This window comes from Streptomyces sp. NPDC005866, from assembly GCF_040629895.1.
GTDB lineage: Bacteria > Actinomycetota > Actinomycetes > Streptomycetales > Streptomycetaceae > Streptomyces.
Window position 1 is genome coordinate 102,856 of record NZ_JBEXWP010000026.1, and the last position, 24,058, is coordinate 126,913.

A 24,058-nucleotide genomic window follows, 5' to 3' on the forward strand; every position below is an offset into this window, starting at 1 on the left:
TCTGTGAATTCCCTGTCAGCGCTGGTCGCCGACCGGGCGACGCCTCGACGCCGGCTTCTTCGGCGCGGGCTTCTTCGGGGCCGGAGCGGGCTTGTGGGCCTTCTTGACGGGGGCGACCTTACGGAAGCTCATGGTGGTTTCCTCTCTGATTCTCAAACTGGACTCAGCCTGTGTTTACGTGCGGCTTACCGGTGTTTACCGGTGACCCACAGGGCGCTTGGGCTGGGAGTTCTTCGGAGCCTTCTTCTTCGGCGCCGGCTTCGGAGCGGGCTTGTCGGCCTTCTTCACCGGGACGATCTTGTGGAAGCTCATGACCTTCTCCTTCGATCCATTTCGTTCTGCCGTCCGCGCCGTTCGCTTTCGACATGGAAAACATTACGTGACCCGCGAGCCGAAGAAAGCCATTTTCAGTAAGACCTCGATGAATTGCTGCTGAGGATAATTTTCACGAGAAACGCGGAACCAAACACCTCTCACACAGGTTTTATAAAACAGAACGGGCCCGGTGCGCGCGGATGCGCACACCGGCCCGAGGGCTGCTCTGGGGTGACTACTGCACGATCGTGATCCGGTCCGCGGCCGGAGGCGCGATCGGGCCGGTGGCCGAGGAGTTGGCCGTCAGGTACTCCGCCAGGGCCGACAGGTCGTCGGTGCCGACGACATCGCCGGTGCCCTGGCCCAGCGTGCTGAAGCCGTCGCCGCCGCCCGCGAGGAAGGAGTTGGTGGCGACGCGGTAGGTGGCGGCCGGGTCGATGGCGGTGCCGTTCAGCTTGACGGAGTCGGTGACGACACGGTCCGCGCCCGCCTTCGTCAGGTCCAGGGTGTAGGTGAGCCCCCTTCGACGGCTGGAGGATCTTCGGGGCGGCCGCGTTGCCGCCGCTCACCTGCTCCTTGAGCACCTGGATGACCTGCTGCAGGCGGGCGAGTTCCCTGGCGCCCTCGTCGAACTCGTGGTTGCCGACCGTCGTCACGTCCATGTCGAGCTTGTTGAGCGCCTCGATGGTGGGCTCGTCGTGGAAGAGCCCGGAGGTCAGCGGGGAGGCGCCGACCATGTCGCCGCCGGCGGCGGTGACGGAGTACGGGTGCCCCTCGCGGGCCTGCCGCAGATGCGTGGCGAGGTACTCCACCCCGCCGGCGTCGATGGTCCTGGTCGTCCCGTCGGCCTCCAGTTCGGTCACCCAGCCCGACGATCCGGACGGCGGTTCGAGGTTGCCGTGCAGGTCGTTGAAGGAGAGGAGCTGGACGTCCTGGTTGCGGCCGGGGTGGTGCCCGTGCCCCCGGTCGGAGTGCGCGTCGGCGGGCAGCGCGGCGGCCAGAGCGGCGGCGGTGGCGAGCCCGGCGGCGGCCGCGAGCAGCGCGTACGTACGGCGTCCGGTCGGTCTGGACTTCGCTGCCATGGAACCCCCCTGTGGGTCTGCTGAGAAGTGGCCCGGTCCGGCGCAGGCTAGGGTCAACGCGCGTAGCACAACAGGGGGTTCATGGTTAAATCCGGGTTCCCGTTTGACCTTTCCTTTACCTTCGCCCCTGCCCCCACTTTGTCCGCCCGGACCCGTACCCTCGTACGCATGACCAGCGACGACACCGCACGGCCGCCCATGTACTCCCGCTCCATCGACACCTACTCCGCGCTCACCCCGGATCAGGCCGAGGCTGTGCTGGGACTGCTGGCGGAGGCGGTCCGGGCCGACGGCCGGCAGCCGGTGTCCGAGCAGGGCCGTATCCAGATCCGTGGCGGCCCCCGCGACGGCGTCTCCCATCTGCTCCTCAGCGTCGGCGACGAACTCGTGGGCTACGCCCAACTGGAGGACACCGACCCGGTGGAGGCGCCCGCCGCCGAACTCGTCGTCCACCCCGCCCACCGGGGCCACGGCCACGGCCGCGCCCTCGGCTCCGCCCTCCTCGCGGCCTCCGGCAAGCGGCTGCGCGTCTGGGCCCACGGCGGTCACTCGGCGGCCCGCCACCTCGCCCAGGTCCTGGGCCTCACCCTGTTCCGCGAACTGCGCCAGATGCGCCGCACGTTGACGGACCTGGACCTGCCGGACCCGAGGCTGCCCGAGGGCGTCACGGTCCGCGCCTTCGTCCCCGGCAAGGACGACACGGGCTGGCTCGCCCTGAATGCGGCCGCCTTCGCCCACCACCCCGAACAGGGCTCCCTCACCCAGCGCGACCTGGACGACCGCAAGTCGCAGCCCTGGTTCGACCCGGCCGGCTTCTTCCTCGCCGAACGCGCGGGCGAACTCATCGGCTTCCACTGGACCAAGGTCCACGAACAGGAGCGCCTGGGCGAGGTCTACGTCCTCGGCGTCTCCCCGGCCGCCCAGGGCGGCGGCCTCGGCAAGTCCCTCACCACCATCGGCCTGCGCCACCTGGCCGGCCTGGGCCTGCCGACGGCGATGCTCTACGTCGACGCCGACAACACGGCGGCGGTGGCGGTGTACGAACGCCTGGGCTTCGTGACCCACGAGACGGACCTGATGTACCGGACGGAGACGTGAGGGGCCGGACAGGACGAGAGTGGTCCGGTAGTCCGGCGATCTAACGACGGTCGGGGGCCGGCACGGTGCCTTCCGCGCCGTTGCCCGCTCCGTCGCCGGCCCGGGTGCGGCGGGACGTAGACCTCCTGCGGATGATCAGACGGGCCGACCCGCCGACGATGGCGGCGGCGGTGACCAGGGCGAGCACCTTGACGAGGGGTGCGGCACCGCCGGCGACCGTGGCTGCGGCGAGGAGCAGGACCACGGCGGCCGAGAGCCAGGGAGCGGCGCGTTCGAGCGGGCCGCCGTCGCGGAAGGGGTTGTCCATGCGCAGCTCCTCGGGCTACCGGCGGCGAGGCTCAGCCCCCATCATGACGCGGTCGGCCCGGAACCGGCGGTCTCCGTCCCCGTCACCCCGTCCCGCAGTCGTCCGCTCCCTTCGGCGCCGTCACGCCCAGCAGCCGGGCCGCCTCCGCCGTTGTCGTCCGCGCCGAGGTCAGTTCTGCCCAGTGGGCCTTCACCCGGGCCGTGACGGTGTCGTGCGGTTCCCGGAGCAGCTCTCGTACGACCTGGGTCTGGTGGGCCGAGACCCCCATGCTGCCGCCCTCCGGGGTGAGGACCTGGCCCGAGCCGGCGAGGGTGTCGTCGATGCGGAGGTGGCGGAAGGTGGACTCCGGGGTGGGGTCCGTGGCGAGGGCCAGCCACATCGTCGTGACCACGCGGGCGTCGCACATCTCCGTCGAGGACTGCTCGCTGCCCGCCACCAGGACCCTGGCGACCCCGACCGCGAACTCGGGGACCCGGTTGCCGCCCCACTGGGTGCCGACCGTCACCGTGCCCCGGCTCGAACTGGTGGGCAGGGTGGCGTCCGTCGTCAGGTCGGTGATCTGCTCGATGCGCTGGCGGATCGTGAGGCGGGTCGTGGCCGCCTCGCCGCCCGCCTCGGACCGCACCCGGTGGACCACTCCCGCCCAGTCGGCGGTCCAGCCCTTCCAGTCGGGGTACGCGCAGTAGCGGGAGCCGTCGCGCTCGACGCACACCTGGAACTTCTGCGGGCTGTCCGCCTCGGCCTTGCGCGCGGCCCGCAACGCTGCGGACTCGCCCGGGGTCTGGCCGGCCGCACCGGCGACCGTCGCGGCCAGGGCGAGGGCCGTCACCGCCTTCAGCGTGCGCGTCCGCCCGCCCGCCACCAGCACCGCGATGCCCGCCACCAGCACCGTCAGCCCCGCGAGGTACAGCGCGTGCCAGCCGGCCGGGCGGCCCAGCAACTCGCCCGGGACCGGCGTGCCGCCGTTCTCCAGCACCGTCGGCCAGAGCCACTGGACGCCGTGCGCGCCGCCCGTGACACCGCCGACGAGGCTGAAGACGACCACGAGGGCGACCACGAACAGCAGCGGGGCCGCCGGATTCGGCAGGGCGCGGGCCAGCAGGACGCCGACCACCCCGGAGAGCAGCACCGTCAGCGGGGCGACGGCCAGTTCGGCGAGCGAGCCGTGGCCCACCGCGCCCGGCCGCAGCGCCGCCCAGGTGAACTGGACGCCCACCACCAGGGCCACCCCGGCGGCGAACGGCACCACCGACAGGGCATGTGCCAGCGTGCGGCGCGGCGCGGTCATGACCAGCACCGAGAACTGCTCCTCCAGTCCGCGCCGCCGGTTCAGCAGGGCGGCCCGGTTGACGCACACCAGCAGGGCGATGCAGAGCAGCACGGGGCCGCCCTGGGTGGCCCGGTCCGTGTCGTGGAGGACCGGGTAGGCGTCCATGCCCTCGTTCCGGCCGAACAACTCGTAGCCGGCGTAGGCGAGATAGAGGAGGCCGAAGAACACTGTCGGGATCTGGAGGGCCAGTTGGCGGGCCTCGAAGGCCGCCAGGGCCAGGACGGATGCGGTACGGCGGTCACGACCGCGCTCCACAGGCGCCTCCGGTCTCACAGGCGTCGTCGTCATGCCGCCATCTCCGTGGTCTCCTCGTCGAGGACCAGCAGGTAGCCGTCCTCCAGGGTCGGTTCGAGCAGGTCGGCGCCGGCCGGCGGGTCGCCCACGTTGCGGTAGGTGCCGGTGCCGGTGCGCCAGGCCGCCCGGGCGCCCGGGGTGCGTTCCGTACTGCTCCACACCCGGCCCTCCGCCCGCGCCGTCAGCTCGGCGGGCGTGCCGTCGAAGCGGACGCGGCCGCCCGCCAGGACGATCACGTGATGGCAGAGCATCGCCACGTCCTCGGTCTGGTGGGTGGAGAGCAGCACAGTGCGGCCCTCCCCCGCCTCCGCGACCAACTCCCGGAACCGCATGCGCTGTTCGGGGTCCAGATGCACGGTCGGTTCGTCCAGGACCAGGAAGCCGGGGTCGCCGACGAGGGCCGCGGCCAGGGCGACCCGCTGGCGCATGCCGCCGGACAGCCGCTTGATGCGCTTGCCGCGTACGTCCGCGAGCCCGACCTGGTCCAGGACGCGCCGTACCTCGCGGTGGCGTTCGGTGCGGCCGGTCAGTTCCTTGAGGACGGCCACGTATTCGACGAACTCGAAGGCCGTGAAGTCCGGGTGGAATCCGGGGGTCTGGGGGAGGTAGCCGAGCGTGCGGCGGACGGCCAGGCGGCCCGCCGGGGTCGACGGGTCCTCGCCACGGACCGTGAAGCTGCCGGTGTCAGGCGGTACGGCCGTGGCCAGGACCTTCAGCAGGGTCGTCTTTCCGGCGCCGTTCGGGCCCAGCAGGCCCGTCACGCCGTCCCTCAGACGCAGGGAGACGCCGTCCAGGGCCTGGGTTCCGCCGTAGCGCACGGTGAGGCCTGCGGCGGAGACAGTGGTGGTCAACTCGATCTCCAGGTAAGGGTTCAGTAGGGCTTGGCGTCGAAGCGGTCCCGCGCCTGGTGCAGCAGGAAGGTCGCCAGCGCGGCCAGCGCCGCGGCCACCGACTGTCCCGCCGCTGTGAAGGCGACCGGCGTGTCGGCGGGGTGCATGGCGGCCACCAGCATCAGGAGCGTCCAGGCGCCGCCGACCAGGCCGGGGCCGAGCAGCGGGCCCAGCCGGGCGGAGAGCGCCAGTCCGGCCGCGGTGAGCGCGAGGGCGGGCAGCAGCCAACCGAAGGCGAGCAGGCCGTAGCCCGGAAGGGCCAGCGCGGCTAGGCAGTTGAGGCCGAGGGAGGCGGTCAGCGCGGCCACCGTGCGGATCATCAGCAGGCGGAAGCCGTGCGTCGGGGCGACCGCGGCGATCTCGTAGGTGGGGTCGAGGACCGGCCCGTACGACAGCGCCACCGCGGCGAGCGGGAGCAGCGGGGCCAGGGCCAGGAACAGGGCCGGGGCGTCCACCGCGTGCACCACGACCACCGTCGCCGCCAGCACGAACGCCACCGACGCCAGCCAGGAGCGGCGCAGCACCGGGGTCGCGGTGAGCAGGCGTGCGGTGTGCTCGGCGACGCCCATCCGTGTCAGAAGCCGTTCGCCCCACCCGGGCCGTGGCGCGTCCAGTTCGGCGTCCAGGCGCTGCCAGCCGGTCTCCAGCGCGACCGGGTCGGACATCGCCGCGAGCACCGAACGGCACTCGGCGCAGGAGCCGACGTGGGTGTCGGCCGACCACAGCAGCGGCGGCGCCAATTCGCCGCGCGTGTAAGCCCGTAGATCCTCTTCGGCGACATGCCAGCCGCTCCTGGGAGTTCCGGTGTCCGTCATGCCAACTCCTCCCGCAACTGCTTGCGCGCCCGCATCGCCCGTGTCTTGACCGTCCCCGGCGGGATGCCGAGCAGGACCGCCGCCTCCCGGGTGGTCAGCCCGTCGATCACCGTCGCCTGGAGGACCGCCCGCAGCTCCGGCGAGAGCCGGACCAGGGCCCCGGCGAGGTCCCCGTGCTCCACCCCCGCGAGCACGCGTTCCTCCGCCGAGTCCTCGTCCCGGTGCCGCAGCCGCGCCAGTGCCTGCCGCAGCCGGCCCCGGGCCCCGTCGCCGCGCAGCGCGTCGACCAGCCGCCGCGACCCGATCCGCCAGAGCCACCCGGCGGCGTCACCCTCCTCGTGGTAGCGGGCGCTGCCCCGCCACACCGCGAGGAACGTCTCCTGTACGACGTCGTCGACGACCGCCGGGTCGGCGCACCGGCCGCGCAGCCGCGCGGTCAGCCACGGCGCGTACCGCCGGTACAGCTCCTCGAAGGCGCGCCGGTCCGAGTCCGCCGCGACCGCCCGCAGCAGCTCCCCGTCGCTTCTCGTTCCGCTCACGTCTCCTCATCGCACGAGCCCGGCCGATCGGTTCACGGGTTCCGGGGGCCGGCCCGAAAATCTCCCGGAAATCTTGCGGCCTTGACTTTCGGAACAATCTTGCACCACCCTTTCACTACTCAATTAGTGAAAGGGTGGTTGTACGAGTGGTCGAGTACCGCATCGACCGGCGCTCCGGCGTCGCCACCTACGTGCAGATCGTCCAGCAGACCAAGCAGGCGCTCCGGCTTGGCCACATACAGCCGGGAGACAAGCTGCCCACCGCACGTGAGGTGGTCGAGGCCACCGCGATCAACCCCAACACCGTGCTCAAGGCCTACCGGGAGCTGGAGCGGGAGGGCCTGGTCGAGGCCCGGCGCGGCCTCGGCACGTTCGTGAAACGCGCCCTGAGCACCGCCCCGGCCGAGTCTCCCCTGCACGGGGAGCTGGACGACTGGGCGGTCCGGGCCCGTGAGTCCGGCCTGGACCGGGACGACGTGGCCGCACTGTTCACCGCCGTACTCGAACAGCACTTCGCCGTGCACGAGAAGCACTTCCAAGGAGAGAGTTCATGACCGACACCGCGATAGCGGCCTCGGGGCTGGGCAAGCGCTTCGGCCGGCGTGGGGGCTGGGCCCTGCGCGACTGCGCCTTCCGGCTCCCCGCGGGGCGAGTGTGCGCCGTCGTAGGCCCCAACGGGGCGGGCAAGTCCACGCTCCTCGCCCTCGCCTCCGGTCTGCTGGGCCCGACCGAGGGCGAGCTGACCGTCCTCGGCGCCACCCCGGCCGAGGCGCGCGGCCGGGTCGGTTACGTCGCCCAGGACAAGCCGCTGTATCCGCAGCTCACGGTCGCCGAGACGCTCCGGATGGGCGCCGACCTCAACCCGGAGCGCTGGGACGCGGCCGCCGCCGAGCACGTGGTGGCCGGCGGCGACCTGGACCCGAAGTCCCGTGTCCGCGCCCTCTCCGGCGGCCAGCGCACCCGTGTCGCGCTCGCCCTGGCACTCGGCAAGCGGCCCCAACTGCTGCTCCTGGACGAACCGCTGGCCGACCTCGACCCACTGGCCCGGCACGAGCTGATGGGCCTGCTGATGGTGCAGGCCGCCCAGCACGGCACCACCATCGCGATGTCCTCGCACGTGGTCGCCGAACTGGAGGACTCCTGCGACCATCTGCTGCTGATCGGCGGCGGACGGGTCCGGCTGGCCGGCGAGATCGACGACCTGCTGGCCGCCCACACCCGGGTCGGCGCCGACGCCGACGCCGACCTCGGCCCGCACACCGTCGTGGAGTCCCGGACCACCGGCCGGCGGCTCAGCGCCCTGGTCCGCCCGGCGGGCCCGCTGCCCGCCGACTGGCGCACCGGCGCCCCCTCCCTGGAGGAACTGGTCCTCGCCCATCTCCGCAACCCCGAGGCTCCGGCCCTGACGGCAGTGGAGGCCGCCGTATGACCACCATGACCATCACCGCGGGAAGCCCGCGTCTGACCCGCTGGCTGCTGCGGCTGCACCGCCCCGCGCTGTACGTCTGGGCGGGCCTGGTCCTCACCGGCACCGCCCTGCTCCTCCTCCTGCACGGCCCGCTGGCCGACGCGGCGGCCGACGGCTGGCGCCAGTACAACGCCTGCACGGACTGGCGGAGGTGTTCGTACGACCAGAGCGCGATCCTGCGCTACAAGGACTGGTACGACTACGCCACCCTGGCCATGGCCGCGGTGCCCTTCCTGGCGGCCGCCTGGGCCGGCGGCGCGTTCGGCAAGGAGCTGGAGTCCGGCACCGCCCGGCTGGCCTGGACCCAGTCCAGCACCCCCGTGCGCTGGCTGGCCGTCCGCCTCGCGGTACCGGCCGCCGCCGTCACCGCCGGGACCGCACTGCTGGTCTGGCTGCACCATCTGGCCTGGGCCGCGGGCATCGGCCGTATCCACAGCGCCAAGCAGTGGTACGACATCTGGACCTTTCACACCAACGGCCCCACCCTCGTCGCCCTGGCCCTGTGCGGTCTTGCGGCGGGCGCGCTGGCGGGCCTGCTGTCCCGCCGCACCCTGTCCGCCCTGGGCCTCGGCCTGCTGCTCACCGGCGCGATCTGGACCGCAGCCCAGCTGCTCATGCCCCGCCTGTGGCCGACGAGGACCAGCACCGGCGAGGCCTACTTCGCCCTCCCCAACAGCTCCTGGACGGTGCGGGAGGGCAAGAACGCCGACGGCCCCTACGGCAGCTACCACCCTGCCTCGCACTACTGGCCCCTCCAGCTGACCACCACGGCCCTGCTCCTCGCCGTGGCGGCCCTGCTGGCCCTGGGCTGCTTCCTGGCGCTGCGCCGCCTCACCGGAAAGACGGCCGCCCGATGACCGCCCTGTCCGCCGCCCCCGCGGCCGCCCACCGCTCCCTGCTCCGGCTGCACCGCCCCGCGCTGCTCGTCTGGACCGCGTTCGCGCTGTCGGCGCTGGGCGGGCTGCTCTGGCTGCACCTCTCCAGGGTGCCCACCGAGCGGTCCTGCCTCGGCTTCCACTTCTCCACCCGGGGCGACCTCCCTGTCTGCGACTACTCCGCGTTCACGGACGCCAACAACGTCTTCAACTTCCTCGGCGAGGCCCTCAGCTACTCCGGTGTCGCCGTCGCCGCCTGGGCGGCCGCCGCGCTGATCGGCCGCGAGCTGGAGTCCGGCACCGCCAAGCTGGCCTGGACCCAGTCGGTCTCCCCGGCCCGCTGGCTGGCCCGCAAGCTGACCACGGCCGCGGTCCCGCTGCTCGCCGGAGGCGGGCTGCTGGCGCTGGTCTTCGTCTGGGCGTGGACCGCGGACAAGGACGCCCTGGTCACCGACTGGACCTGGGACCGCGTCTTCATCCCGCGCGGCCCGCTGCTGCCGGCCCTGCTGCTGCTAGGCCTCGCCGTCGGCGCGCTCGCCGGGATCGCCCTGCGCCGCACCCTGCCGGCACTGGCCGTGGCCACCGCCGCCACCCTGGTGACCAGGCTGTATCTGCGCGCTGCGTGGAAGCCGCTGCACGGCCCCCTGCGCGGCTTCTGGGCCGTCCACCTCACGGCCACCGCCATGGTGCTCGCCATTACCGCGGCGGCCACCGCTGGCGCGTTCTCCCTCTTGCGCCACCGGACCCGCTGAGGGACCGTCACAACCCGTGCGTCCCCCCGTCGGCGGAAGGGCGCACGGGATCCGTGGGAAGGTCGTACAGGAACGTCGCTTTCGTGATCCCGAAGGGCTGCGCGCCCTGATCACCGACGTCCGCGAGCCTCCCGCCGCTATCCCATACGCCATGTCTTCGTAACCATTGGTTCAGGCTGGCTTGCGACGCTCAGCCAATGAAGCCCGCCGTGCCAGAGCCTTCGCCGCCCCCGCAGGGGTTCGCGGGAAACGGGGTCGTTCAGCTCCCACCCGCACGTTCCGACGCGCCTGTCACGCCCCGGGCGCGGAACAATGGGGTCATGAGCCAGCAGAACGCCCGGGCACAGGTCCAGCACGCACAGCCCTCCGTGGGCTCCATAGCCGCGCACCGCCCGCACACCGTGGCCGACGCGGTCTCCGACCTGGAACCCGACATCGATGCCGCCCTCGACACCCCGTACGAGGAGTCACCGTACGACGGGCCCCAGCTGCCCCAGGGGCGCTTCCTTGACCGGGAGCGCAGCTGGCTCGCGTTCAACGAGCGGGTGCTGGAGCTCGCCGAGGACCCGAACACGCCCCTGCTGGAGCGGGCGAACTTCCTGGCGATCTTCGCGAGCAACCTGGACGAGTACTTCATGGTCCGGGTGGCCGGCCTGAAGCGCCGTATCGCCACCGGTGTGGCCACGCGGTCCGCCTCCGGGCTGCAGCCCCGCGAGGTGCTGGAGATGATCTGGGCCCGCTCCCGTGAGCTCATGGCCCGGCACGCCGCCTGCTACCACGAGGACGTCGCCCCCGCGCTCGCGGAGGAGGGCATCCACCTGATCCGCTGGGCCGAGCTGACCGAGAAGGAGCAGGCGCGGCTCTTCACGCTCTTCCGGCACCAGATCTTCCCGGTCCTGACCCCGCTGGCGGTCGACCCGGCGCACCCCTTCCCCTACATCTCCGGCCTCTCCCTGAACCTGGCCGTCGTCGTACGCAACCCGGTGAGCGGCCACAAGCACTTCGCCCGGGTGAAGGTGCCGCCGTCGCTGTCCCGCTTCCTGGAGGCCTCCGCGGGCCGGTACGTCCCGATCGAGGACGTCATCGGCGCCCACCTGGAGGAACTGTTCCCGGGCATGGAGGTCGTGGAGCACCACGCCTTCCGCCTCACCCGGAACGAGGACCTGGAGGTCGAGGAGGACGACGCCGAGAACCTTCTCCAGGCCCTGGAGAAGGAGCTCATGCGGCGCCGCTTCGGGCCGCCGGTGCGCCTGGAGGTCGAGGAGTCCATCGACCGCGAGGTCCTCGACCTGCTGGTCCGCGAGCTGAAGATCAGCGAGGCCGAGGTCTACCCGCTGCCCGGCCCGCTCGACCTGACCGGCCTGTTCCGCATCCACAGCCTGGACCGGCCGGAGCTGAAGTACCCCAAGTTCATCGCGGGCACCCACCGCGACCTGGCCGAGGTCGAGTCGGCGTCAGCGCCCGACATCTTCGCGGCCCTGCGCGAACGTGACGTGCTGCTGCACCACCCGTACGACAGCTTCTCGACCTCCGTGCAGGCCTTCATCGAGCAGGCGGCCGAGGACCCGGACGTCCTCGCGATCAAGCAGACCCTGTACCGGACCTCCGGCGACTCCCCGATCGTCAACGCGCTCATCGACGCCGCCGAGGCCGGCAAGCAGGTCCTCGTCCTGGTCGAGATCAAGGCCCGCTTCGACGAGCACGCCAACATCAAGTGGGCGCGCAAGCTGGAGGAGGCCGGCTGCCATGTCGTCTACGGCCTGGTCGGCCTGAAGACCCACTGCAAGGCGTCCCTGGTGGTCCGCCAGGAGGGCGATACGCTACGGCGCTACAGCCACGTCGGCACCGGCAACTACCATCCGAAGACCGCGCGCCTGTACGAGGACCTCGGCCTGCTCACCGCCGACCCGCAGGTGGGCGCCGACCTGTCCGACCTGTTCAACCGCCTCTCCGGCTACTCCCGCCGGGAGACGTACCGCCGCCTGCTGGTGGCCCCCAAGTCGCTGCGTGACGGACTGATCGCACGCATCAACAAGGAAGTACAGCACCACCGGGCCGGCCGGCCCGCGTTCATCCGTATCAAGGTCAACTCGATCGTCGACGAGGCGATCATCGACTCCCTGTACCGCGCGTCCATGGCGGGCGTACCGGTCGACATATGGGTCCGCGGCATCTGCGCGATCCGCCCCGGCGTCCCCGGCCTGTCGGAGAACGTCCGGGTCCGCTCCATCCTCGGCCGCTTCCTGGAACACTCCCGGGTCTTCGCCTTCGGCAACGGCGGCGAGCCCGAGGTGTGGATAGGCAGCGCCGACCTGATGCACCGCAACCTCGACCGTCGGATAGAGGCCTTGGTCCGGGTCACCGACCCGGCTCATCGAGCAGCGCTCAACCGGCTCCTCGAAATCGGCATGTCCGACTCCACCTCCTCCTGGCATCTGGGGCCGGACGGCGAATGGACCCGGCACGCGACCGACGCGGACGGAAAGCCCCTGCGCAACATCCAGGAGATGCTCATAGACGCCCGGAGGCGCCGGCGTGGCACAGCAACACCTTGAACCGACGGACCCCACGGCCCGGGTCGTGGCCGGGGACGCCCTCGCGGGCTACCTGCGCACCCAGGCCACGGAGTTCCTCCGCGCGCTGCGGCTGCACCGGGAGACCGGGACGACCAGCGTGACGGACGAGTCCGTCGACGCGGCCCGCGCGCTGCGTCGCTCGGCCCGGCGCATCAGCGGCAGCCTGCACACCTTCCGCCCCCTGCTGGAGGCCGACTGGTCGGAGGAGATCCGCCCCGAACTGGCATGGCTGTCAGGCACATTGGGGCTTGAGCACGCCTACGAGGCCAGACTGGAGCGCCTGCTGCTGGCACTTCACCGCCTCTCCGGCTCAACGACCCTGCCGGCCCAGGCCACTTCGGAGGCCGTGGCCGAGCGCGGCAACCTCACCGTCGGCGCGGCCAAGGCGGGCGCCCTACTGGACCGCCAGCTCACCCTCGCCCGCACCAGGGCCCACTCCACGGCCCTGCAGGCACTCGGCTCCTCCCGCTTCCACGCGGTCGCCGACAAGGTCGCGGTGCTGGCCAGCGAGGTCCCGCTCACGACGGCGGCCCCCACGACCGACCTGTGCCCCCTCGCCGCGGCGGCCGAGGAGCGCCTCACCGACGCCATCGCGGCCCTCCCCCTGGTCACCGCAGGCCACCCCTACAACGCGGAGGCCCTGGTCCACGGCCTGTCCCCGGACCCGGCCCCGCATCCACAGGACGGCCCCTGGCACCAGGTCCGCCTGCTGCTGCGCCTGCACCGCTACGCCCGCGAGGTGCTGTGCGGCGAGGGCGCGCCGGTGGACGTACGGCTGCTCTCGGCGGGGCAGGCCCTGAACCGGCACCGCGACGCCTCGGAAGCGGCGGCGGCCGCCGCGGCGGCGGCCCGCACCCCGCGCATCGCCCCGGCGACGGCCTACGCCCTCGGTGTCCTCCACGCCGACCAGCGGCACGAGGTGGAGGCGGCCCGGTTCGCGTTCCAGCAGGCGTGGCAGAAGCAGCGGCTGGAGTCGTTGTGACCGGCACCCCGGTGCTGGCGGCCGGCTGCGTCCTGTGGCGCCGCTCCCCGGTGGACGGGGGTCTGGAGATCTGCCTCGTCCACCGCCCCAAGTACGACGACTGGTCCCACCCCAAGGGCAAGCTCAAGCGCGGCGAGGACGCGGCGGCGGCCGCACTGCGCGAGGTCGAGGAGGAGACCGGCTACACAGCCCGCCTCGGCAACGAACTCTCCACGGTCCGCTACTACGCCAACGGCCGCCCCAAGGAGGTCCGTTACTGGGCGGCGGAGGCAGGAGAGGGCCACTTCACCCCGAACCAGGAGGTGGACAGGATCCTGTGGCTGCGCCCGGCCGAGGCACGGCAGCGCCTGACACAGCCGAGGGACGCCGACCTGGTGGACGAGCTGCTGGCCTCACTGCACAACACCCGGTGAAAGAGGGCGGGACCGCAGCTCACCCCGCGGCTCTGTGCCCCTTCCCGTCGGTCCGCGCAAGGCTTCTCGCCCTGCGCGCCGGCCCCCGCCACCCACATGTGCACCGCGCGTAACAGAACGGCCCGTGTTCGACCGCACTCGTGTGGTGTTCCTGCCCCTGCAAGGGCCGCCCGGAACCGTCCTTCTGCGCCACTCTGACAACAATACCCACGCCCGGTAAAGAGCCGGTATGCGTGACGGCCCCTCCCACCCCTCGTTAAGCGGAACGACAGGAGGCCCGTGACGGACGTACCGGCTGGGGGTAGGCAGGCGATGGATCGGCGGCAGCACAGGCGCGCTGGAAAGACGGCCGTCACCGTAGGGCTCATGGTCGGCCTCGGCGCGTGCGCCACCGGCTGCGGGGGCGCCGCGGCCGAAGGCGCCGGCGGCGACCCCGGCGACAACGCGGTCACCGTTCTGCAGCACGCGGCGGACACCCTGCGCGACGCCGCCACCTCCAGGGCGACGACGTCGATAGAGATGGCGACCGGCGGCACCCGGGTCACCATCCGCGGCAAGGGCGTCTACGACTACCGCAACCAGCTCGGCGAACTCACGGTCGTGCTCCCGCAGGACCCCGCCGGCACCCCCGAGCACCGCCCGATCACCGAACTCCTCGCCCCGGGCGCGCTGTTCATGAAGAACAGGGGCGCCGGGGTGCCCGCCGACAAGTGGGTCCGGGTGGAGACCGCGAGCCTCTCCGACGGCAACCTGGTCACCGGCGGCGCGACCGACCCGTTCGCGGCGGCCGAGTTGCTGCGCGGCACCCGCACGGCGACGTACGTGGGAAAGACCGAGGTCGCCGGGGCCGAGGTCCGGCACTACCGGGGCACCGCCGACCTCACGGCCGCCGCCCGCGCGGCCTCCGCCGGCAACCGGCCGGCCCTGGCCGCCGCGGCGAAAGGGTTCGCCACGGCCGAGGTTCCGTTCGACGCGTACCTCGACGACCAGGGCCGTGTCCGGAAACTGCGGCAGCGGTTCAGCTTCGTCAACGACAGCCAGAAGGGCACGGTCGCGGTCGCCTCGACGACCCTGCTGTACGACTTCGGCACACCCGTGGACGTGAAGCTGCCGCGTTCCCAGGACATCTACGCGGGCAGGATCGCCGAAAACCAGCCAACGCACTAGTCCGGGATCGGCTCTGTACAGCCTGTGAACTAGCCCGTCCGTGCCATGCGCGTTGTGTAGGCCGCTCCCTACTCTAGGAAGTCGGTGACGGCAGAGAAGAGGTGATGCACGTGGCTCCGGTCGGCGGTACGGCAGTTCAGGACCACGTGGCCCTCGCCGAGATCGAACTGTGCGGAGAGCTGATCATCGCGGCGTCCGCCGCCGAGGAGCGGCTCAGCCTGGAGAGCATCGACGAGGTGCTGAGAGTGGCCGAGGAGCGCGAGGACCGCTGACCCGGTCGGGGTCAGGTGACTCCGGTCAGGTCCGCAGCAGACGGGCGATGGCCTGGGTGGCCTCTTCCACCTTCGCGTCGATCTCCGTCCCGCCCTTGACGGCAGCGTCGGCGACGCAGTGCCGCAGGTGTTCCTCCAGGAGTCGCAGGGCGAAGGACTGCAGGGCCTTGGTGGAGGCGGAGACCTGGGTGAGTATGTCGATGCAGTAGGTGTCCTCGTCGACCATGCGCTGCAGCCCGCGGACCTGGCCCTCGATCCTGCGCAGCCGTTTGAGGTGTTCGTCCTTCTGCTTGTGGTAGCCGTGCGTGGTCGCCGGCGCCTCGTTCCCGGAGGGCTTCGTGGCGTCGGCCTCGGTGGTCGTCATCGCGTCCTCCGCGTCGTCGAGACGTATACCCCTAGCGGGTATATGGTAACGAACTTTGCTGGGTATAGGGCCCTCGGGACGCCCCCGTGCTGATCACTGTCGCCGATGGGCGACACTGGAGGACGGCCCATTAGCCGTGGCCGGATGATGCGCCTAGCATCAGCCTGACCGAAACCCATGCATACCGAGGACCCCAAGTGCGCTTTCGTCTGACCCCCAGGGAGACGAGCTTCTACGACATGTTCGCCGCGTCCGCGGACAACATCGTCACGGGCTCGAAACTCCTGATGGAACTGCTCGGGGCGGACGCGTCTGCCCGGGCCGAGATCGCAGAGCGTATGCGGGCAGCGGAACACGCGGGTGACGACGCCACGCACGCGATCTTCCACCAGCTGAACTCCTCGTTCATCACGCCCTTCGACCGCGAGGACATCTACTCCCTCGCGTCCTCCCTCGACGACATCATGGACTTCATGGAGGAGGCCGTCGACCTGGTCGTCCTCTACAACATCGAGGAGCTGCCCAAGGGCGTCGAGCAGCAGATCGAGGTGCTGGCGCGGGCCGCCGACCTGACGGCCGAGGCGATGCCCAACCTGCGCACGATGGAAAACCTCACCGAGTACTGGATCGAGGTCAACCGTCTGGAGAACCAGGCCGACCAGATCCACCGCAAGCTTCTCGCCCATCTCTTCAACGGCAAGTACGACGCGATCGAGGTGCTGAAGCTCAAGCAGATCGTGGACGTACTGGAAGAGGCGGCGGACGCGTTCGAGCACGTGGCGAACACGGTGGAGACCATCGCCGTCAAGGAGTCCTGAGGCGTCGATGGACACCTTCGCGCTCATCGCGACCATCCTGGTCGCGCTCTTCTTCACGTACACGAACGGCTTCCACGACTCGGCGAACGCGATCGCGACGTCGGTGTCGACGCGGGCGCTCACCCCCCGGGCGGCGCTCGCCATGGCCGCGGTGATGAACCTGGCCGGCGCGTTCCTCGGCAACCAGGTCGCCCAGACGGTCAGCGAGGGCCTGATCCGGACACCCCAGGGCTCGACGGGGATGGGCATCCTCTTCGCGGCGCTCGTCGGCGCGATCGTCTGGAACCTCGTCACCTGGTACTTCGGCCTGCCCTCCTCGTCCTCCCACGCCCTGTTCGGCGGCCTGGTTGGCGCGGCCCTGGCCGGCGGCACACAGGTCCTCTGGAACGGCGTCCTCGACAAGATCGTCATCCCGATGTTCCTGTCGCCGGTGGTCGGCCTGGTCCTCGGCTACCTGGTCATGACGGCCATCATGTGGCTCTTCCGCCGGTCCAACCCGCACAAGGCGAAGCAGGGCTTCCGTATCGCCCAGACGGTCTCGGCGGCGGCCATGGCCCTCGGTCACGGCCTCCAGGACGCACAGAAGACGATGGGCGTCGTCTTCATGGCACTGGTGATTTCCGGCCATGCGTCGTACGGCGACTCGATCCCGGTCTGGGTCAAGATCATCTGTGCTGTGATGCTCTCCCTCGGCACCTACGCGGGCGGCTGGCGCATCATGCGCACCCTCGGCCGCAAGATCATCGAGCTGGACCCCCCGCAGGGCTTCGCGGCCGAGGCGACGGGGGCCTCGATCATGTTCACCACGGCGTTCCTCTTCAAGGCGCCGATCTCCACGACCCACGTCATCACCTCGGCCATCATGGGCGTCGGCGCGACGAAGCGCGTGAACGCGGTCCGCTGGGGCGTGGCCAAGAACATCGTCCTGGGCTGGTTCATCACGATGCCGGCGGCGGCGCTGGTGGCGGCGGCGGCATTCGGCCTCGTGGACCTCGCCTTCCTGTAGCCGCTCTCGGCCGCCCGCGGACGAGCCGTCGGACTCCTCACCGCCCCCGTCCCGGTGGCCTGGACCGCGGACCCCTCGCCCACGCCCCCCGCGGAGATCACACCGACGGGGAGGCCGTACGTCCTGTACGGCTGTGGAGCGTGGGACTGGCGAGGCTCGGCGACTCCGAGGGCAGGAACGACCCACGTCGTGGCCGGCAACGGCCTCGGGGACTTCGTGACCGCGGCGACACGGCCGCCGGGCACGGCGGAGCCGGCGTCGGCCGTCGTGCTCGTCGTGCTTGTCGTGCCCGAGCCGTCCGGGCGCGGTGACCTGGCGGCGGCCACAGACCATGGGGCTGACCGGCCCGGGGGCGGCCGCACCGCTGTGGACGAGCCGCGGAGCTCGGGAGAGGAGCTGGCCGCCTTCCTGTCCACAGGGTGTGAATACCGCCGCCCTGACACGCAGGCAGGCCCGCCCCCGGGAGCCAGGGGCGGGCCCTTTTGCATCCTCGCGGTGGCACCGCCATGCAGCACCGCGAGGGGTCGGTTCCGGCTTAGCCGAAGCGGCCGGAGATGTAGTCCTCCGTGGCCTGGACCGACGGGTTGGAGAAGATGCGCTCCGTGTCGTCGATCTCGATCAGCTTGCCGGGCTGGCCCACGGCGGCGAGGTTGAAGAACGCCGTACGGTCGGAGACACGCGCCGCCTGCTGCATGTTGTGCGTCACGATGACGATCGTGAAGCGCTCCTTGAGCTCACCGATCAGGTCCTCGATGGCGAGGGTGGAGATCGGGTCCAGGGCGGAGCAGGGCTCGTCCATGAGCAGCACCTTCGGCTCGACCGCGATCGCGCGGGCGATGCACAGACGCTGCTGCTGACCACCGGAGAGGCCGGAGCCCGGCCTGTTCAGGCGGTCCTTGACCTCGTTCCAGAGGTTCGCACCCTTGAGCGACTTCTCGACGATGTCGTTGAGCTGGCTCTTCTTGTAGCTGCCGTTCAGCTTCAGACCCGCGGCCACGTTGTCGAAGATCGACATCGTGGGGAAGGGGTTCGGACGCTGGAACACCATGCCGATCTCGCGGCGCACCGCCACGGGGTCGATATCGGCGCCGTACAGGTTCTCGGCGTCGAGGAGGACCTTGCCCTCGACACGGCCGCCCGGGGTGACCTCGTGCATGCGGTTGAGCGTGCGCAGGAACGTCGACTTGCCGCAGCCGGAGGGGCCGATGAACGCCGTGACGGTGCGCGGCTCGATGTTCATCGAGATGTCCTCGATGGCCTTGTGGGCGCCGTAGAAGGCGGACAGCCCGCTTACGTCGATTCGCTTGGACATTACTTCTTCACTTCCAAAGTCTGGGGGTCGCTGTGAGGCCCCACGCGGCGGTAGCCGCAAGTCAATTCTTTAGCGACCGGTCTTCGGGGCCTTCCAGCGGGCGATGCCGCGGGCCACCAGGTTCAGGATCATCACGAAGGCGATCAGCGTGAGCGACGCCGCCCAGGCACGGTCGTACGCGGCGTTGGCACCCGCGCTGTTCGCGTACTGCTGGTAGATGAACAGCGGCAGCGACGACTGCGCACCCTCGAAGGGGTTGTTGTTGATGAACGGGTTGCCGAACACCAGCAGCAGCACCGGGGCGGTCTCACCCGCGATACGGGCGATCGCCAGCATGACACCGGTGGTGATACCGCCGATGGAGGTCGGCAGGACCACCTTGATGATCGTGCGCCACTTCGGCACGCCGAGGGCCAGCGAGGCCTCGCGCAGCTCGTTGGGGACGAGCTTGAGCATCTCCTCGGTGGAGCGGACCACGACCGGCATCATCAGGATGGCCAGGGCCAGCGATCCGGCGAAGCCGAAGGGCTGCATGTTGAAGATCAGCATCAGGCTGAGGATGAACAGACCCGCGACGATCGACGGGATACCGGTCATCACGTCCACGAAGAAGGTGACGGACTTGGCGAGGCGGCCACGCCCGTACTCGACGAGGTAAATGGCCGTGAGGATGCCGACCGGCGCACCGATCAGGGTGGCGAGGCCGACCTGCTCCAGGGAGCCGATGATGGCCGCGTAGGCGCCACCGCCGGGCTGGGAGTCGGCGACGACGCCCATGGAGTGGGTGAGGAAGTAGACGTCCAGGACCTTCACACCGCGCGAGATGGTCACCCAGATCAGGGAGACCAGCGGGATCACGGCGACGATGAAGGCGACCCAGACCAGGGAGGTCGCGACCCGGTCCTTGGCCTGGCGGCGGCCCTCGACCTTGGCGGCGATGCCGTAGGTGCCGAGGACGTAGAGGAGGCCGGCGATCAGGCCCCACTGGATCTTGCTGTCCAGGCCACCGATCAGGCCGATGACCACGCCGAGGACGATGGACCCGCCGATGATGGCGTAGGGGGACCACTTGGGGAGGCTGGCGCCGCGCAGGGTGCTGGGGCGCTTGTCGGCGACTGCTGCGGTGCTCATGCGTTGGCCCCCGAGTACTCTGCACGGCGGGCGATGATCACGCGGGCCGCGCCGTTGACCAGCAGGGTGATCACGAACAGGACCAGACCGGACGCGATCAGCGCGTCACGGCCGTCCGCGGTCGCCTCGCTGAACTTGCTGGCGATGTTCTGCGCGAAGGTGCCGCCGCCTGGGTTGAGCAGGCTGGCGTGGATGTCGAAGTCCGGGGAGAGCACGGTGGCGACGGCCATCGTCTCGCCGAGCGCGCGGCCGAGGCCGAGCATCGAGGCGGAGATCACGCCGGAGCGGCCGAAGGGCAGCACCGCCATGCGGATGACCTCCCAGCGCGTGGCGCCGAGGGCCAGCGCGGCCTCCTCGTGCGTCTGCGGGACCTGGCGGAAGACCTCGCGGCTCACGTTGGTGATGACCGGCAGGATCATGATCGCGAGCAGGATGCCGACGGTGAGCATCGAGCGCGGCGCGCCGCCGTCCCAGGAGAAGATCCCGGTCCAGCCGAAGTAGTTGTTCAGCCAACCGAACAGGCCGGTCATGTGGGGTACGAGAATCAGCCCGCCCCACAGGCCGTACACGATGGACGGCACCGCGGCGAGCAGGTCGATCACATAGCCGATGGTGCCGCCGAGCCTGCGCGGCGAGTAGTGCGTGATGAACAGCGCGATGGCGACGGCGATCGGGACGGCGATGGCCATGGCGATGATCGAGGAGACGACCGTGCCGAAGGCCAGGACCGCGATACCGAAGACCGGCGGCACCAGGTTGGTGTTCCACTCGAAGGTGGTGAGGAAGTTGCCGTGGTCGCGGCTGATCGCGAGGGCGGCACGGTAGCTGAGGAAGACCGCGATGGCGGCCATGATCACCAGCAGCAGGATGCCGGATCCGCGGGAGAGACCGAGGAAGACCCGGTCACCGGCTCGGGTGGCACCGCGGGCGTTGCGCTTCTGCTCGGCCGCGCTGGGCTGGGGGGTGGGGGGAGATGCGTCTGTTGTCTGCGTAGATATGTCCATCGGGTTCTCCGGTCTGCGGAGCCGCCTTGGGGGGGGCGGCTCGGAGGAGCCGTACGTCCCTGATCAGGGGGCGTACGGCTCCGGGCGGCGGTGCACCGGACGGTGCGGCCGGTTCCTTCCGGAACTCGGCCGCACTCTCGGATCTTTAGCTCAGGCCCTCGACGGTCGTGCGGACCTTGGCGATGATCTCGTCGGGGACGGGGGCGTAGCCGATCGTGGAGAGGACCTTCTGGCCGTCCTGGCTGGCGATGTAGCGCAGGAACGTCTTGGTCGCCGGCAGGGTGTCGGCCTTGTTGCCCTTGTCACAGACGATCTCGTACGTGACCAGGCTGATCGGGTACGCGCCCTCGGCCTTGGTCTTGTAGTCGAGCTGCAGCGCCAGGTCCTTGCCGGTGCCGACGACCTTGGCGGCCGCGATGTCGGCGGTGGCGGACTCGGTGGACGGGGCGACCGGCTTGCTGGCGCCCGTGTCGATGGAGGCGGCCTTGATGCCGTCCGAGACGTAGGAGAGCTCGAAGTAGCCGATGGCGCCGGAGGTCTGCTTGACCTGCTGGGCGACACCCGCGGACTGCGGAGCGGACTGACCGCCCTTGGCCTGCCAGGCCTTACCGCCGGAGTACTTCCAGTCGCTGGGGGCGCTGGCGATCAGGTACTTGGTGAGGTTGTCCGTCGTACCCGACTCGTCCGAGCGGTGGAACGCCTGGATCTTCAGGTTCGGGAGCTTCACACCCGGGTTCAGCTTCTTGATCGCCGCGTCGTTCCAGTTGGTGATCTTGCTGTCGAAGATCTTGGCGAGGGTGGGGGCGTCCAGGACCAGGTTGTCGACACCCGGAACGTTGTAACCGATGGCGATGGCGCCGCCGACCATCGGAAGGTCGATGCCCTGACCGCCGGAGCAGACCTTCTTGGAGGCGGTGACCTCTTCCGGCTTCAGCGCGGAGTCGGAACCGGCGAACGCGACCTGGCCCTGCGTGAAGGCGGTCACACCGGCGCCGGAGCCGGAGCCCTTGTAGTTGATCTGCACACCACAGGCCTGGGAGAAGTTCTTCACCCAGGCGTCGATCGCGTTCTTCTGCGCGGAGGAGCCGTCGGCCAGCAGCTGGCCCTTGGCGTTGTCGCACTTGATCGAGCTGCTGCTGGAGGCCGAAGCCGACGCGTTGCCGGAGCTGCTGCCGGTGTCGTTGGAGCCGCACGCCGTAAGGGCCAGGGCGCCGGAGACAGCGACAGCACCGAGAGACAGGGCGCGCAGCCGGTTCTTGCGCTGAAGCTTCACTTTCGGGAGTTCCTTCCAGAGGCGCCACCTTCGGCGGCGTGCGAAGTATTTGATGGGGTGAGGGCCTCCTGACTTGGCATTTATGACCGCTCACCACATCGGGTACGGCCGAAATTAGGCAGAACAGGTGAAGCCGCCGATGGCCATCGGTAAACGGAGGGTGAACCCCTGCCGTCGACCCGGTTAGGTCACGGACTGCTTACGGTAAGAGCACATGCAGATTCCAACCAGTGGTCTACACGAACACGCCTTCGGCATTCGCCATCACAGCCGTTACGACGTCACAGCCTTCGTTACACCGGACGGGAACCCGTGTGCGACGGACGCCGTCTCGTCCCACGAAAGCCGACGAAAGGCACGGGCATGGAACGGCGTACCCTCATATCGGGCGGGGCGGTCGCCCTCGCGTCGACCGCATTGACGGGATGCAGCTCCGGCGGCGCCACCGCCTCACACACGACCGGCGTGCCACTCGCGTCCACATCCTCTCGTACGGCGCTGAAGACCACCAGCGCAGCGGCCGCCGCCAACTGGACCGCACTGGCCCACGCCCTGGACGGCACCCTGGTCCGCCCCGGCGACACCAGCTGGAAGACGGCGTACCAGCTCTACAACACCCGCTTCGACGGACTGAAGCCGTCGGCGGTGGCGTACGTGGCCCACGCGGACGACATCCGCACCACCCTGTCGTACGCCCAGGCCCATGGGCTGAAGATCGCGATCCGCAACGGCGGCCACTCCTACGCGGGCTACTCCTCGGGCGACGGGCGCCTGATCGTCGACGTCTCCAGGCTCAACCGCATCCGGGTCAGCGGCGGCACGGCGGTCGTCGGCGCCGGCTCCAAGCTGATCGACGTCTACCGCGGCCTCGCGGCCAAGGGCGTGACCATCCCGGCGGGCTCCTGCCCCACCGTTGGTGTTTCCGGCCTGGTCCTTGGCGGCGGCCACGGGGTCGCGTCCCGCGCGTACGGCCTGACCTGCGACAGCCTCACCCAGGCAACGCTGATCACCGCCGACGGCACACAGGTCGTCGCCAACGCGAGCACCAACAAGGACCTCTTCTGGGCGCTGCGCGGAGCCGGCAACGGCAACTTCGGCGTCGTGACCGAGTTGCAGTTCAGGACCCACCCCACGCCGCAGGCGGTGACGGCGTACCTGACCTGGCCGTGGTCCAAGGCGGCGCAGGTCCTGAAGGCGTGGCAGGAGTGGGGCCCCTCCCAGCCGGACGAGATCTGGTCCTCCCTCCACCTGGAGGGCTCCGGCGGCACCCCGCGCATCTCGGTGGCCTGCTTCTCGATGGGCACGTACGGCGAACTCCAGAACGCGGTGGACGCCCTGGCCCACAAGGCAGGCGCCAACGCCTCCTCCGTCTCCCTGCGCCGCCACGGCTACGAGGAGGCGATGGAGATCTACGCCGGCTGCTCCTCCTTCTCCACCCAGGCCCAGTGCCATCTGCCCGGCTCCACCCCGGGCCGCTCCACGTCGGGCAGGCTGGGCCGTGAGACCTACGCGGCCCGCTCCGACTTCTTCGACCGCTCCTTCTCGGCGGCCGGCATCCAGACGGCCCTGAAGCAGATCAGCTCGGTCCGGGGCGGCGCGGGCAGCATCGCGTTCACGGCCCTGGGCGGCGCGGTCAACCGGGTCTCCCCGACGGCGACGGCGTTCGTGCACCGCCGGTCGCGGATGCTGGCGCAGTACATAGTGTCGTGGGGAGCCGGTGCCTCCGGCGGTTCGGCCCAGACGTGGCTGAACGGGGCGCATGCGGCGATGAAGCCGTACGCCTCCGGCGCGGCGTACCAGAACTACACGGACCCGACGCTGGCCGACTGGAAGAAGGCGTACTACGGGGACGCGGCGACGCGTCTGGGCCAGGTGAAGAAGCAGTACGACCCGACGCGGTTCTTCTCTTGCCCGCAGGGGTTGTGAGAGTACTTCGGCCGCGGGTGCGGGGGTTGATCGCGCCCACGCGGCGGTA

General features: G+C 70.5%; 23 protein-coding genes and 1 pseudogene. 13 read left to right on the forward strand and 11 right to left on the reverse strand.

The genetic code is table 11. The annotated features are described in order from the left end of the window. Nucleotides 1-550 precede the first annotated feature (550 nt). A pseudogene (locus ABZ396_RS31825) lies at nucleotides 551-1,397 on the reverse strand (bifunctional metallophosphatase/5'-nucleotidase). Between the two features lie 168 nt (nucleotides 1,398-1,565). On the opposite strand from ABZ396_RS31825, the gene mshD reads away from it, so the two are divergent. Continuing rightward, on the forward strand, nucleotides 1,566-2,495 hold the full coding sequence (gene mshD, locus ABZ396_RS31830; RefSeq protein ID WP_358918562.1) for a mycothiol synthase: 930 nt from the start codon (nucleotides 1,566-1,568) through the stop codon (nucleotides 2,493-2,495). Between the two features lie 40 nt (nucleotides 2,496-2,535). On the opposite strand, the gene ABZ396_RS31835 is transcribed toward mshD, so the two are convergent. The 5 genes from ABZ396_RS31835 to ABZ396_RS31855 all read right to left on the reverse strand — a co-directional run bounded on the left by ABZ396_RS31835 (nucleotide 2,536) and on the right by ABZ396_RS31855 (nucleotide 6,670). Further along, nucleotides 2,536-2,802 carry a hypothetical protein gene (locus tag ABZ396_RS31835; protein WP_358918560.1) on the reverse strand — a complete coding sequence of 89 codons (267 nt, stop codon included), beginning with the start codon at nucleotides 2,800-2,802 and terminating at the stop codon, nucleotides 2,536-2,538. An 82-nt stretch (nucleotides 2,803-2,884) separates the two neighbouring features. Next, the gene (locus ABZ396_RS31840) at nucleotides 2,885-4,420 is read right to left on the reverse strand and encodes an ABC transporter permease (protein ID WP_358918558.1); all 1,536 of its coding nucleotides are present in this window, start codon (nucleotides 4,418-4,420) and stop codon (nucleotides 2,885-2,887) included. Further along, nucleotides 4,417-5,277 carry an ABC transporter ATP-binding protein gene (locus ABZ396_RS31845; protein WP_358918556.1) on the reverse strand — a complete coding sequence of 287 codons (861 nt, stop codon included), beginning with the start codon at nucleotides 5,275-5,277 and terminating at the stop codon, nucleotides 4,417-4,419. Before ABZ396_RS31845 ends, ABZ396_RS31840 begins: the two co-directional genes overlap by 4 nt. A gap of 20 nt (nucleotides 5,278-5,297) precedes the next feature. Further along, entirely contained in the window at nucleotides 5,298-6,131 is an 834-nt protein-coding gene (locus tag ABZ396_RS31850; RefSeq protein ID WP_358918554.1) for a zf-HC2 domain-containing protein, read from the reverse strand. After that, nucleotides 6,128-6,670 carry an RNA polymerase sigma factor gene (locus ABZ396_RS31855; protein WP_358918552.1) on the reverse strand — a complete coding sequence of 181 codons (543 nt, stop codon included), beginning with the start codon at nucleotides 6,668-6,670 and terminating at the stop codon, nucleotides 6,128-6,130. Before ABZ396_RS31855 ends, ABZ396_RS31850 begins: the two co-directional genes overlap by 4 nt. A 146-nt stretch (nucleotides 6,671-6,816) precedes the next feature. Between ABZ396_RS31855 and ABZ396_RS31860 the strand changes: the two genes are divergently transcribed. From ABZ396_RS31860 to ABZ396_RS31900, 9 genes are all read left to right on the forward strand, one after another. Further along, on the forward strand, nucleotides 6,817-7,224 hold the full coding sequence (locus ABZ396_RS31860; RefSeq protein WP_358918551.1) for a GntR family transcriptional regulator: 408 nt from the start codon (nucleotides 6,817-6,819) through the stop codon (nucleotides 7,222-7,224). Beyond that, nucleotides 7,221-8,099, forward strand: coding sequence for an ABC transporter ATP-binding protein (locus tag ABZ396_RS31865; RefSeq protein ID WP_358918550.1), 879 nt, complete (start codon nucleotides 7,221-7,223; stop codon nucleotides 8,097-8,099). Before ABZ396_RS31860 ends, ABZ396_RS31865 begins: the two co-directional genes overlap by 4 nt. Next, nucleotides 8,096-8,995, forward strand: a complete 900-nt coding sequence (locus ABZ396_RS31870; protein WP_358918548.1) for an ABC transporter permease — start codon at nucleotides 8,096-8,098, stop codon at nucleotides 8,993-8,995. Before ABZ396_RS31865 ends, ABZ396_RS31870 begins: the two co-directional genes overlap by 4 nt. Next, on the forward strand, nucleotides 8,992-9,765 hold the full coding sequence (locus tag ABZ396_RS31875; RefSeq protein WP_358918546.1) for a hypothetical protein: 774 nt from the start codon (nucleotides 8,992-8,994) through the stop codon (nucleotides 9,763-9,765). Before ABZ396_RS31870 ends, ABZ396_RS31875 begins: the two co-directional genes overlap by 4 nt. A gap of 197 nt (nucleotides 9,766-9,962) precedes the next feature. Beyond that, nucleotides 9,963-12,320: an RNA degradosome polyphosphate kinase gene (locus tag ABZ396_RS31880; protein ID WP_358918544.1), complete on the forward strand. Its 2,358-nt coding sequence runs from the start codon at nucleotides 9,963-9,965 to the stop codon at nucleotides 12,318-12,320. Further along, nucleotides 12,301-13,323, forward strand: coding sequence for a CHAD domain-containing protein (locus tag ABZ396_RS31885; protein ID WP_358918542.1), 1,023 nt, complete (start codon nucleotides 12,301-12,303; stop codon nucleotides 13,321-13,323). Before ABZ396_RS31880 ends, ABZ396_RS31885 begins: the two co-directional genes overlap by 20 nt. Next, on the forward strand, nucleotides 13,320-13,736 hold the full coding sequence (locus ABZ396_RS31890; protein ID WP_358918540.1) for an NUDIX hydrolase: 417 nt from the start codon (nucleotides 13,320-13,322) through the stop codon (nucleotides 13,734-13,736). Before ABZ396_RS31885 ends, ABZ396_RS31890 begins: the two co-directional genes overlap by 4 nt. A gap of 312 nt (nucleotides 13,737-14,048) precedes the next feature. After that, nucleotides 14,049-14,903 carry a hypothetical protein gene (locus ABZ396_RS31895; protein ID WP_358918539.1) on the forward strand — a complete coding sequence of 285 codons (855 nt, stop codon included), beginning with the start codon at nucleotides 14,049-14,051 and terminating at the stop codon, nucleotides 14,901-14,903. A gap of 104 nt (nucleotides 14,904-15,007) precedes the next feature. Then, nucleotides 15,008-15,175: a hypothetical protein gene (locus ABZ396_RS31900; RefSeq protein WP_358918538.1), complete on the forward strand. Its 168-nt coding sequence runs from the start codon at nucleotides 15,008-15,010 to the stop codon at nucleotides 15,173-15,175. Nucleotides 15,176-15,200: 25 nt separating this feature from the next. Here the strand turns inward: ABZ396_RS31900 and ABZ396_RS31905 are convergent, their stop codons facing one another. Further along, entirely contained in the window at nucleotides 15,201-15,539 is a 339-nt protein-coding gene (locus ABZ396_RS31905; RefSeq protein WP_358918536.1) for a metal-sensitive transcriptional regulator, read from the reverse strand. Between the two features lie 197 nt (nucleotides 15,540-15,736). Between ABZ396_RS31905 and ABZ396_RS31910 the strand changes: the two genes are divergently transcribed. Then, nucleotides 15,737-16,357 (forward strand): DUF47 family protein, encoded by a 621-nt coding sequence (locus tag ABZ396_RS31910; protein ID WP_358918534.1) that lies wholly within the window; start codon nucleotides 15,737-15,739, stop codon nucleotides 16,355-16,357. Between the two features lie 7 nt (nucleotides 16,358-16,364). Then, nucleotides 16,365-17,363: an inorganic phosphate transporter gene (locus tag ABZ396_RS31915; protein ID WP_358918532.1), complete on the forward strand. Its 999-nt coding sequence runs from the start codon at nucleotides 16,365-16,367 to the stop codon at nucleotides 17,361-17,363. 535 nt (nucleotides 17,364-17,898) lie between these two features. On the opposite strand, the gene pstB is transcribed toward ABZ396_RS31915, so the two are convergent. The 4 genes from pstB to pstS all read right to left on the reverse strand — a co-directional run bounded on the left by pstB (nucleotide 17,899) and on the right by pstS (nucleotide 22,083). Then, complete coding sequence (gene pstB, locus ABZ396_RS31920; RefSeq protein WP_358918530.1) at nucleotides 17,899-18,675, reverse strand: phosphate ABC transporter ATP-binding protein PstB; 777 nt, start codon at nucleotides 18,673-18,675, stop codon at nucleotides 17,899-17,901. 69 nt (nucleotides 18,676-18,744) lie between these two features. Further along, nucleotides 18,745-19,806, reverse strand: coding sequence for a phosphate ABC transporter permease PstA (gene pstA, locus ABZ396_RS31925; RefSeq protein WP_358918529.1), 1,062 nt, complete (start codon nucleotides 19,804-19,806; stop codon nucleotides 18,745-18,747). Beyond that, a complete protein-coding gene (gene pstC / locus ABZ396_RS31930) occupies nucleotides 19,803-20,810 on the reverse strand; it encodes a phosphate ABC transporter permease subunit PstC (RefSeq protein ID WP_358918527.1) in 1,008 nt (335 codons plus the stop codon). Before pstC ends, pstA begins: the two co-directional genes overlap by 4 nt. A 145-nt stretch (nucleotides 20,811-20,955) precedes the next feature. After that, nucleotides 20,956-22,083 (reverse strand): phosphate ABC transporter substrate-binding protein PstS, encoded by a 1,128-nt coding sequence (gene pstS, locus ABZ396_RS31935; protein WP_358918525.1) that lies wholly within the window; start codon nucleotides 22,081-22,083, stop codon nucleotides 20,956-20,958. Between the two features lie 363 nt (nucleotides 22,084-22,446). On the opposite strand from pstS, the gene ABZ396_RS31940 reads away from it, so the two are divergent. Then, entirely contained in the window at nucleotides 22,447-24,009 is a 1,563-nt protein-coding gene (locus ABZ396_RS31940) for an FAD-binding oxidoreductase (RefSeq protein WP_358918523.1), read from the forward strand. The last annotated feature ends 49 nt before the right edge of the window (nucleotides 24,010-24,058 follow it).

Excerpts from the sequence above, each read along its gene's own strand:
- ABZ396_RS31915 (WP_358918532.1), top strand. The coding sequence starts at position 16,365 with ATGGACACCTTCGCGCTCATCGCGACCATCCTGGTCGCGCTCTTCTTC.
- ABZ396_RS31940 (WP_358918523.1), top strand. The coding sequence starts at position 22,447 with ATGGAACGGCGTACCCTCATATCGGGCGGGGCGGTCGCCCTCGCGTCG.
- ABZ396_RS31865 (WP_358918550.1), top strand. The coding sequence starts at position 7,221 with ATGACCGACACCGCGATAGCGGCCTCGGGGCTGGGCAAGCGCTTCGGC.
- ABZ396_RS31895 (WP_358918539.1), top strand. The coding sequence starts at position 14,049 with ATGGATCGGCGGCAGCACAGGCGCGCTGGAAAGACGGCCGTCACCGTA.
- ABZ396_RS31905 (WP_358918536.1), bottom strand. The coding sequence starts at position 15,539 with ATGACGACCACCGAGGCCGACGCCACGAAGCCCTCCGGGAACGAGGCG.
- ABZ396_RS31880 (WP_358918544.1), top strand. The coding sequence starts at position 9,963 with ATGAAGCCCGCCGTGCCAGAGCCTTCGCCGCCCCCGCAGGGGTTCGCG.
- mshD (WP_358918562.1), top strand. The coding sequence starts at position 1,566 with ATGACCAGCGACGACACCGCACGGCCGCCCATGTACTCCCGCTCCATC.
- ABZ396_RS31835 (WP_358918560.1), bottom strand. The coding sequence starts at position 2,802 with ATGGACAACCCCTTCCGCGACGGCGGCCCGCTCGAACGCGCCGCTCCC.
- pstA (WP_358918529.1), bottom strand. The coding sequence starts at position 19,806 with ATGAGCACCGCAGCAGTCGCCGACAAGCGCCCCAGCACCCTGCGCGGC.
- ABZ396_RS31870 (WP_358918548.1), top strand. The coding sequence starts at position 8,096 with ATGACCACCATGACCATCACCGCGGGAAGCCCGCGTCTGACCCGCTGG.
- pstB (WP_358918530.1), bottom strand. The coding sequence starts at position 18,675 with ATGTCCAAGCGAATCGACGTAAGCGGGCTGTCCGCCTTCTACGGCGCC.
- ABZ396_RS31875 (WP_358918546.1), top strand. The coding sequence starts at position 8,992 with ATGACCGCCCTGTCCGCCGCCCCCGCGGCCGCCCACCGCTCCCTGCTC.
- pstC (WP_358918527.1), bottom strand. The coding sequence starts at position 20,810 with ATGGACATATCTACGCAGACAACAGACGCATCTCCCCCCACCCCCCAG.
- ABZ396_RS31840 (WP_358918558.1), bottom strand. The coding sequence starts at position 4,420 with ATGACGACGACGCCTGTGAGACCGGAGGCGCCTGTGGAGCGCGGTCGT.
- ABZ396_RS31850 (WP_358918554.1), bottom strand. The coding sequence starts at position 6,131 with ATGACGGACACCGGAACTCCCAGGAGCGGCTGGCATGTCGCCGAAGAG.
- ABZ396_RS31900 (WP_358918538.1), top strand. The coding sequence starts at position 15,008 with ATGCACGTGGCTCCGGTCGGCGGTACGGCAGTTCAGGACCACGTGGCC.